We start from the raw sequence: 10,099 nt of genomic DNA, 5'->3' as shown, positions 1-10,099 counted from the left end.
ATGGCTTTAGCCCAATGCCAATGAATTAGCGAGGCTGAAGCCATCGTTTCCTTATATGCAATTTGCATTTTCGGAATCGGCGTGTTTACACCCGAACTCTTTGGTTCAAAAAAAGCTTAATTCATTGGCATTGGGCTTTAGCCTCGCAATAGGCGAAACTAAAGTTTTCGTTTCCTAAAAAATATTAAAATCTTCATCTTTATAGCCTTTCTAAAATACTCTCTAACACATAATAAGCCCTTTTTCCCTTTTAATCGCGTGAAGTTATGACACAATCAAGAAAAAAAATAAAAATTATTCCCATTAAAATTTATTTTTAATATAAAATAGTGTAAAATTCTCAACTTAATTATATCAAAATAACAGAAAAAAATATTTTATGTTCTTAGTTCATAGGGGGAAGAGTTAGAGTATATCACAAAAAGGAATAAAGCATGGAGATAATAAATCAGTTAAAAAGCAACTATTTCTCAAAAATGAAAGGAGAGATGAGAGTCTCTAGCACCATAAATTTTTCTGAAATACTTTGGTCATGGATAGGCTCATTTATTGGGATAGGAGCCGTATCTTTAGTCTTTTTTGATATTGTTAATCATATCGATAAGATGATGTTAATAGGCTCTTTTGGTGCTTCAGCTGTTCTGCTTTTTGCTGTCTCAGGTAGTCCTTTGGCACAACCTAGAAATGTTTTAGGTGGATTTATTATCTCTGCACTTATTGGTGTCACATCCTACAAACTCTTTTATCATGACCTTTGGTTGGCATCAGCCATCGCAGTCTCCACTTCAATTGCAGTTATGCAATTCACACAGGTACTTCATCCTCCAGGAGGGGCTACTGCTCTGATTGCTGTGATTGGGAGTGAAGATATTCACAGTTTGGGCTACTCTTATGCTCTACTGCCTGTAGGTATGGGGGCATTTATTCTTTTAAGTGTTGCACTGATAATTAATAATATACCTAAAAATCGTAGTTATCCTAGTTATTGGGTATAACACCTATAGAAGCAGACTAAGCTGTCTGCCTTTTATTGTGAATTTCTAACTCTACTTACTATTTTTCTCTATCTCACTCAACTCATCATAGGAAAAATTACGATGTGCATAACTAAAGATAATCGTATCTTCACGATAGATATGAAGTTTTAACAACTCAACTAGCTCTTTAGCTTGATTGAGTGCCACATCCAAGATGATGATTCGGCTTCTCTCATCAGGAATTCTAGAGAATAGTGCAAACATATTAAAGGTGACTGCTACTAACTGTATCGCTTTGACATGGTCATCCTCTAGGACATCGATAACATTAAAGTTACTATCTCCTTTGGAGTGACTACCCTCTGCATTCATCTTTTTGCTAATGAGTGGAAATAGTACCTTCTCTTCGTTTCGATTATGAACTGAAATTTCCTCGTCAACGAAGGTAAAAAACTCTCTCAGTTGCCCATCTATCTCTCTATCAACCTTTCCACTCTCAATAAACATAAGTGTCTCTTCAAATTTTTCTAATCTTTGAGAGTAAGTTTTATGCTCATCTGTGAGTCTTTGAAGAAAAGGGTGCATATCTTCATAGGCTACCTCATCCTCTTTGTTAGATGCACTATATGCATCTGGTGGGGAGAAAGGTGATGCGCCATTCTCTCCAATGTTAATCTCTTCTATCTCTGCTGTTGCATTCATATAACTCCTTTACTTTGGTGCGATAGCAATCGCACCCTACGATATTTAATTGTTCTTTGGTCTTTGAATATCATCCCAAGAGGTTTTTGGGTCTCTGATTGTTTTTCTGTTCCAATTCCATCTCACTACTTGATAAGGTCTTGTTATATAATGGAATGGTGCGACTAAAAAGTGTACCAATCTACTAAATGGAATAAGCAAAATGATTAAAAATGCTCCAACCACATGAAGTTTTACCAAGATTGGCATCGCTACCATCCCTGCAATATCAGGGTTAAATGCGAATATTGAGTGAAGATAGGGAACCATATTTGATGCGTACCAACTAGAACCCCATTTCATCTCTATTGCGATAACTACTCCAAGGATAAATTGAAGAATCAGTAGAACCTCAATAACTAAATCCATTCGATTTGTGACCACTTTGATTCTATCAGTAGTTACTCTTCTTATGAATAACATCACAAGACCAATGATAGCTAATACACCAAACATCACACCCACTATCTCCAAGATGACGAGACTCGTTCCACCAATAGAGGAGAAGAGCGAGGGGAAGAAAAACCCAATAAAGTGTCCTAAGAATATAACAATAATTCCCATGTGAAAAGCGACAGAGGCTGAAAAAAGCTTCTCTGTCTCTAAAAGCTGTGAAGATAGAGATGAGTATTTGAACCCATTTTGATATCTATAGATTGAGCCAATCACAAAAATTGCAAAGGCAACATAGGGGAGTGCCCCAAATAATAACATGTCCATATAAAACTCCTATTTAATTCTATATATTTTCTACAAAACTAGGAATCGGAAGGCTCTGCCTCCGTTGTTCAGGGCTAAAGCCTCCGACTCCAAATAAGTTTTTGCAAGTTCTCTTATACACCACAACTTGTAGGCGTACCACATGTATTAAATGTGGTGCTACAGCTGTTGGAACTTTTTTTACCCTCTTCAACCTCTAATTCACTTTTAAGGAAGCCAAAGAAACTTACATCTTCAAACGGTTTGTTCTCTTTGATAAGTTCAAAATCACTATCGAGTACGATATAGAGTGCTTTAAAGAGATGCAGAAACATACCCAATGGAAATGCAGGAATAATCAAGGTCTTATACTGCTTTTTGTAGAGTTTATCTTTCTGTTGCATACTCGATGGAGTGTACTCTTTCATCATATTCTCTACAGCAGGAGCGACCATTAATGTTGCCAAATCATTGAGAAGTTTTTTATCTCTCATCTTTGGGATAAGTCTTAGAACATTTCCAAGATGGTCAGATAGCTCTCCTCCACACTCATTACCTACGGCTTTGTGTTCCGCATTTAGATTGGATAGAACCTCTCCTCTAGTATAATCATCGCCATAAAGCACATAACCTATCTCTAGTGAGGTGACAGCTTGAACTTCAAATGATTTGGTATAGAGTTCTTGAATATCATAAGTATCCACAGGAAGAAGCTTCAAAAGCCCCTCCAACTCCACAGAAACAGAGGGGTACTCTGCTCTTAGAGCCTCTGCTACCTTAGTGATATGCTCTCGATAACTATCATCGGGATAGTCAAAAAGTTTAGAGAGTAGTCGGTATTGATTTAACTCCATCTACATACCTCTTACTGGTTTCTCAATAAAGCCAAATCCTGTACTACCTTTAACATCTGCCGTAGACTCCATCATCTCAATAGACTGCTCTCGGTGTGCAGCAGGAATAACAAATCGCTCATCAAATTTTGCCAAAGAGGTGAGATAGTAGATACCCTCTGCATCCTCTTCTGTGAGATTCACCTCTGCTAACGCTTGGTCTGATTTCTCTTGTGATATATCACCTACAGTTTTGTATCTTCTATAGATTCTAATCGCCATTAATTTTTTAAGCTTATCTACCATTAGTGCTTCATCACCTGCACCAAATAGATTTGCCATATATTTGATTGGGAATCTTGTCTGCTCAATGGTTCCAAAAATCTCATCAATAGAGGTGTCATAGAGCCACTTATCAGTCCAGTGTTTAGACATCTCGTTTAGCTCTGAACCATCACTATCATTCTCTTGAGTCACCGATGCCATCACTGGTAACAATGGTGGTACATAGAATAGGTTTGGCAGTGTTCTGAACTCTGCGTGTAGAGGGAGAGCTAGTTTCCACTCTTTTACAAACTTATATATAGGTGAATCTTGTGCCGCTTTGATAGTCGAATCTGGTACACCACTCTCTGCTGCTGCTTTAATCACTTCTGGGTCAAATGGGTCAAGATAGATATCCATCTGATTGTTGATAAGGTCGCCCTCTGGTGATGATGCAATCTCTTCAATCTTGTCTGCATCATAGAGTAACGCTCCAAGATATCTGATTCGTCCAACACATGAGTGCATACACGCAGGTGCTTGACCTGACTCCAATCTTGGGTAACAGAGCAGACACTTCTCTGATTTACCTGAGTTCCAGTTGTAGTATGCCTTTTTGTATGGACACGCTGTAATACACATTCTCCATCCACGACATACATCTTGGTCTATAAGTACGACACCATCTTCACCTCTTTTATATATAGCTCCTGATGGACACGAAGCGACACAAGCAGGGTTTAAACAGTGGTTACAGATTCGTGGAAGATAGTAAAATGCCATCTTCTCTAGTTGGAACATCGACTCCTGTTCAGCAGGTGTCAAGTTTGCCAAGTTGGGGTCTTTTCTTGCGAAATCAGGAGTTCCACTCAAATCATCATCCCAGTTTGGTCCCATCTTGATGTCGATAGGTTTTCCTGTGATGAGTGAAATAGGTCTTGCAACTGGTTGCATCTCTTGTTGTGGTGACTCAATTAAATCAAGATATTTATAGGTAAACGGCTCATAGTAATCATCAATAACAGGTAGATTTGGATTATGAAAAATATTCAATAACCCTTTCATTTTTCCTGCACCTTTTAACTTAATCTTTCCAGATTTAGTTCGCTCCCATCCACCTTTATATATCTCTTGGTCTTCCCATTTACTCGGATATCCCGTTCCTGGTTTGGTCTCAACATTGTTCCACCACATATACTCAGCACCTTTACGGTCTGTCCATATATTTTTACACGCTACGGTACAGGTGTGACACCCTAGACATTTGTCTAGGTGAAACACCATTGATATTTGTGCTCTTACATCCATATTATATTCCTTTTTCTAAAAAACATTTTCTAAAAAACAACTTCTGTCATCTTCTTAACGATAACATGAGTATCTCTATTTACAGCCACAGGTCCCCAGTAGTTAAAGTAGTAACTAAACTGCCCATAACCACCAGCAAGGAGATTTGGTTTGAGACGAACACGCGTTACGGCGTTGTTACCACCACTTCTCTTTTTACGCTCTTGTGAGATTGGCAGACCAATCGTTCTCTCAATAGTGTGATAAACTATCGTCACCCCTTTAGGTATTCTAGTACTCACAACTGCTCTGGTACAATAGACACCATTATCGTTGATAACCTCTACCCAGTCGTTGTCATTGATTCCCAACTCTGCTGCATCAGACTCATTTAACCAACACGGCTCAATACCTCTTGATAGAGTCAACATACGGATATTGTCCATATAGGTTGAGTGGATATGCCACTTACCATGAGGTGTTAGACAACTAAGAATCTTGGCATCACCATCTTTGACAGTCTCTCGCAGGTCACCATACGCTTCAGCTTTTGGAGAAGGCTTATAAGTTGGAAGATGCTCACCATAACCGATATACATCTCATGGTCGATATAGGTGTGCTGTCGTCCTGTTAGAGTTCTCCACGGAACCATCTTCTCTACATTGTAGGTAAAGGCAGCATAGGCTCTATTATCCATCATTAGCCCTGACCATACAGGTGAAGAGTGGTATCGGTGTGGTGCTTTTTGCAAATCTGTATACTGCATTCGCACACCCTCTTTGTGTTTAACGATATTTGAGAGGTCTAATCCTGTCTTCTCTTGAGCATTTTCATAAGCTCTAACTGCCAGTTTACCATTGGTAACACTCGATAGATTAAGTACGGCATTAATTGCAGATACATCCTCTTTTAGGGATGGGTACTTCACTCCATCAATCGTCTCGGTAGCAAAGTGATTTGACTCTATCATCTGGTCATAGAAATCATCAGTTCGATAACTACTTCCATGAGCCCCACCACCTTTGTTTCTCATGTTTCGACCAAGGGTTATATATTTATCATAAATCTTAGTGTAATCTCGCTCTTCAACAGCAATCTTGTGCATAGTCTTTCCAGGAATTGCTTCACACTCACCTTTGTACCAATCTTGAATGGTTGGTTGTGCTATCTCATCTTCGGTATCATGCCCCAAAGGAAGAGTTACAACATCTTTTATAACATCAGGGAGATGTGTTTTTGCCACTTCACTGGTCGCTTTTGCGATATTTTTAAATATATCCCAGTCGGTTTTCGCTTCCCATACAGGAGGAATCGCCGCAGAGAGTGGGTGGATAAATGAGTGCATATCAGTAGAGTTAATATCTGCTTTCTCATACCAAGAGGCTGATGGAAGAACAATATCAGAGTATAGTGCTGATGAGTCCATTCTAAAGTTTAGGTCAACCACCAAGTCCATTTTGCCTGTTGGTGCCATCTCGTGCCACTTCACCTCTTTGGTTTTATCTTGATCGGTTGCAATAGTATTGGTGTGAGTTCCAAGATAGTGCTTAAGAGCATACTCTTGACCCTTCATACTACCAGAGATTGAGTTTCCTCTCCAGATATACCATACTCGTGGAAAGTTCTCTTCTGCATCAATATCACCAATCGCATACTCCATACTTCTATCTTTTAGTGAATCAAGTACATATTTTTTGATACCCTCATCATCAGAGGCTCCACTTTTTTCTGCAATTTTCAATGGATTTTCACTAAACTGTGGGTAGAACGGCATGTGTCCCATTCTAACAGATTTGTATATCTCATCTGCCATGTGACCTTGGGTCATATCATTTTTTGGTACGGCGTTATATTTTGAGTGGAGACCATCATATCTATACTGGTCAGTGTTCATATAGTGCCAGATAGGAGCCTGTTGAGCTCTTGCGGTGTTATTCCAATCTTTTGCCATTGAGATATGTCCCCAAGAGTCAACAGGGGCTAGTTTCTCTTGACCAACATAGTGGTTCATACCACCACCATTTTTACCTATACTACCTGTAAAGATAAGTGCCATCGTAGCTGCTCTATAGATAAGGTTACAGTGATACCAGTGGTTTACACCAGCCCCAACGATAACCATATTTTTACCTTCAGTAACCTCTCCTGTATGACCCCACTCTCTAGCAATACTAATAATGGTCTTGCTATCAATTCCTGTAAATATCTCTTGCCACGCAGGGGTATAGGCGGCACTCTTGTCGGTATAGTCGGTTGGATAGTCGCCATCTAATCCTCTTGGCACACCATATTGAGCCATATGAATATCAAATGTAGTAGCCACTGCTATTTTCTCACCATTCGTAGTAGTGATGTACTTAACAGGAACCCCTCTTGTGGCTTTTCTATCAAGACCAAACTCATCAAATGATGCCAACAGTACTTCATCACAATCATCAATAAAGCTCAAAACTGGGTCATACACTTTATCATCAATAGCGTTTTCAAGCTTCATGTTCCATTTTCCAGTCTCTTTCTTATCCCATCGGTGTCCAACACTACCTTTTGGAACTACAAAATCGCCACTCTCTTCATCAACTTGGATAAACTTCCACTCACCATTTTCAATATCTTTGTACTGCTCTAGCTCATTGGCTCGAAGAAGTCGTCCTGCTCTTAGCTCACCACTGTCATCTTTTTCTAGTTTGACGAGGAAGGGAGTATCAGAGTATTTTTTCATATAGTCGATAAAGTAAGGAACTTGCTTGTCTACATAGAACTCTTTTAGCAATACATGTGTAATTGCCATCCAAAAAGCACCATCACTACCTGCGTGAAGTGGAACCCACTGGTCTGCAAACTTACTAACCATACTAAAGTCAGGTGCACAAACAATGGTTTTGGTTCCGTTGTGTCTAGCCTCTGCAAAGAAGTGTGCATCGGGGGTTCTTGTCATATTTAGGTTTGCACCCATGTCAATAATCATCTTGGCATTATACCAATCCGCACTCTCTCCACAGTCAGTCTGCTCACCCCAAATCTCTGGGAACGCTGGAGGAAGGTCACAATACCAGTCATAGAAACTAAGATTGACCCCACCAAAAAGTTGTAAAAATCTTGACCCAGCAGCATAACTCATCATCGACATCGCAGGAATTGGAGAGAATCCAACAACACGGTCAGGACCATGTTTTTTGGCAGTATAGATATTAGCAATAGCCATAATCTCATTTGCCTCATCCCAACTTGCTCGTCTAAATCCACCTTTACCTCTTGCCTCTTGGTAACTCTTTCTCTTTGCTTTATCAGCTTGAAGAGCAGCCCAAGCTTTCATTCCATCGCCACCATTTTCTGCTTTCTTCTCTCGATAAGCATCAAGTAAAGCTCCACGAATCAGAGGATACTTAATCCGTATTGGACTGTACAGATACCATGAAAAAGAGATACCTCTTTGACACCCTCTAGGCTCATAAGGAGGCAGTTTATCATCAAGCAGCGGATAGTCCAACTGCTGTGTCTCCCATACGACAATACCATCTTTGACAGCCACCTGCCACGAACAGCTTCCTGTACAGTTTACACCGTGTGTACTTCTTACTATCTTGTCGTGTTGAAATCTATTTCGATAAAACTCTTCCCACTTTCTTGTTTTTGGGTCAACAATATCTTGTATCCAGCTCATTCTATACCTTCCAAGTTGTTTTTAGTTGTCGGTCATATATCTCTTGATTGACTGACTTGTTTTTAACTTTTTTTCTTCCAAGTAGTGTTAATCCACCAAATATTCCACCTGCACCAACTAGACCAATAAGCCAAAATAGACCTGCTAAACCACCATCTGTTGATTCGGGGTTAACCTTTTTGAAAAAGGCAATCAAATCAGAAACCTCGGCAGGGGTTAACTCATGACCACGATATGCTTCTATCATTATTGGGGAAGGCATACTTTCAGCCTTCTCAACCATAAACTGTACAGTAGGTGCCATCGCCTCCCCACCATACATGGTTAAATCCTTTGCTAATGAACCACCACCTATAACTAGAGGGCTATTTACATTATGACAGGCTATACAAGCAACACCACCGTTTGAAAACGGTTTTGTTCCCTCAAATAGACCTGCACCATTATCTACTTCTGAGCCCAAAGAGGCTACGGATAGTAGAAAACTAAAGAGTACTAAACGATTAATCTTCATTGTGACTTCTCCTATTTTAATTGAGATTGTGAATTTTAGCATTTTTTTGTTATTAATACAACAAAAAGTTATAAATTCTGTTTATGAATATAATAAATTAAATTTTAGAAGAAAGGAGTGTTTAACTATATAGTTTATAACTTGTATTTTGTGGTTAGATTGGACAAAAGTCCAATCTTCATTAATGATTTTAGTGACTAATGTTTAGCTTTGGTATATCTAAACATCATAATCTTGATATATCTATATTGCCTAACAAGATTATCTGACACCGTAGTAAAAAATGAACGAAAAGTTTCTGTTTTTATAGTGAGATGTCTATACTCTTTGTTCTCTTCTTTCACATACAAGAACCAGTAAATTCCACCTACCAATACAGCACCACTAAAAATATTACCTAAAGTAACAGGAATAAGGTTACCAAATATAAAAGAAGATGTATTTAGTGTTGCCAAATCCCAAGTTGGATGAGTAAGCATAACTGCCTCTGCCACAGTTGGGTCTAGACTTGCTGTTATCCCTGCAGGAATGATAAACATGTTGGCAACACAGTGTTCAAAACCACTAGCGATAAATGCCATAACAGGAAACCAAGCCCCTAGAATTTTACCCATAGTATCTTTGGCAGATACAACCATAATAACAGCCAAACAGACCAACCAATTACAAGCAATACCCCTAATAAATGCTTCTGTAAATGTTAAATGAACCTTTTTATAGGCTAAGGTAACAGCATTCGCACCCACTTGCCCCCCATGTGCATCCCACATGCTACTGTTATAGATTAACCAGACGAGAAACATGGCTCCAATAAAGTTACCAATATAGACAAGCATCCAGTTGTTTAAAACCTGTTTGGTATTTAAGTTGCCATTTAACCAACCCATAGAGAGCATCGTGTTACCTGTGAAAAGGTCTGAACCTGCCACAAGCACAAGCACCAATGCGATGCCAAACACACCTCCACCAATGAAGCTAGTGAAACCTGCTCCAAATACTCCTGTCATATCATGAGTAACGGTAGTCATCAGTTGAGCTGCAAAAGCGATATAGGCTCCTGCTAAAAACCCTGAGACAAGAACTTTTGCAGTTGGCATTTTGACTTTATAGTCACCAATTCCT

8 protein-coding genes are annotated in these 10,099 nt (G+C 39.2%); 1 reads left to right on the top strand and 7 read right to left on the bottom strand.

The annotated features are described in order from the left end of the window. Positions 1-434 precede the first annotated feature (434 nt). Positions 435-995 (top strand): HPP family protein, encoded by a 561-nt coding sequence (locus tag GSY74_RS02900; protein ID WP_164663612.1) that lies wholly within the window; start codon positions 435-437, stop codon positions 993-995. Between the two features lie 51 nt (positions 996-1,046). On the opposite strand, the gene GSY74_RS02895 is transcribed toward GSY74_RS02900, so the two are convergent. The 7 genes from GSY74_RS02895 to GSY74_RS02865 form a co-directional block, all read right to left on the bottom strand. Beyond that, positions 1,047-1,679 carry a hemerythrin domain-containing protein gene (locus tag GSY74_RS02895; protein ID WP_164663611.1) on the bottom strand — a complete coding sequence of 211 codons (633 nt, stop codon included), beginning with the start codon at positions 1,677-1,679 and terminating at the stop codon, positions 1,047-1,049. A gap of 45 nt (positions 1,680-1,724) precedes the next feature. Beyond that, positions 1,725-2,438 carry a respiratory nitrate reductase subunit gamma gene (narI, locus tag GSY74_RS02890; RefSeq protein WP_164663610.1) on the bottom strand — a complete coding sequence of 238 codons (714 nt, stop codon included), beginning with the start codon at positions 2,436-2,438 and terminating at the stop codon, positions 1,725-1,727. 113 nt (positions 2,439-2,551) lie between these two features. Then, entirely contained in the window at positions 2,552-3,271 is a 720-nt protein-coding gene (locus GSY74_RS02885) for a hypothetical protein (RefSeq protein WP_164663609.1), read from the bottom strand. Then, entirely contained in the window at positions 3,272-4,822 is a 1,551-nt protein-coding gene (narH, locus tag GSY74_RS02880; protein ID WP_164663608.1) for a nitrate reductase subunit beta, read from the bottom strand. Between the two features lie 29 nt (positions 4,823-4,851). Then, positions 4,852-8,463 carry a nitrate reductase subunit alpha gene (locus GSY74_RS02875; protein ID WP_164663607.1) on the bottom strand — a complete coding sequence of 1,204 codons (3,612 nt, stop codon included), beginning with the start codon at positions 8,461-8,463 and terminating at the stop codon, positions 4,852-4,854. Between the two features lies 1 nt (position 8,464). Beyond that, positions 8,465-8,977, bottom strand: a complete 513-nt coding sequence (locus GSY74_RS02870) for a hypothetical protein (RefSeq protein ID WP_164663606.1) — start codon at positions 8,975-8,977, stop codon at positions 8,465-8,467. 197 nt (positions 8,978-9,174) lie between these two features. Continuing rightward, a partial coding sequence (locus tag GSY74_RS02865) for a formate/nitrite transporter family protein (RefSeq protein ID WP_164663605.1) occupies positions 9,175-10,099 on the bottom strand: 925 nt, incomplete at its 5' end.

The organism is Sulfurovum sp. bin170 (assembly GCF_010892395.1).
Classification (GTDB): Bacteria; Campylobacterota; Campylobacteria; order Campylobacterales; family Sulfurovaceae; genus UBA1140.
Note: the sequence above shows the minus strand (reverse complement) of the source record. Positions and strands in the feature narration are given on the sequence as shown.

Coding starts and splice junctions, on each gene's coding strand:
- GSY74_RS02900 (WP_164663612.1), top strand. CDS start 435: ATGGAGATAATAAATCAGTTAAAAAGCAACTATTTCTCAAAAATGAAA.
- narH (WP_164663608.1), bottom strand. CDS start 4,822: ATGGATGTAAGAGCACAAATATCAATGGTGTTTCACCTAGACAAATGT.
- GSY74_RS02875 (WP_164663607.1), bottom strand. CDS start 8,463: ATGAGCTGGATACAAGATATTGTTGACCCAAAAACAAGAAAGTGGGAA.
- GSY74_RS02895 (WP_164663611.1), bottom strand. CDS start 1,679: ATGAATGCAACAGCAGAGATAGAAGAGATTAACATTGGAGAGAATGGC.
- narI (WP_164663610.1), bottom strand. CDS start 2,438: ATGGACATGTTATTATTTGGGGCACTCCCCTATGTTGCCTTTGCAATT.
- GSY74_RS02870 (WP_164663606.1), bottom strand. CDS start 8,977: ATGAAGATTAATCGTTTAGTACTCTTTAGTTTTCTACTATCCGTAGCC.
- GSY74_RS02885 (WP_164663609.1), bottom strand. CDS start 3,271: ATGGAGTTAAATCAATACCGACTACTCTCTAAACTTTTTGACTATCCC.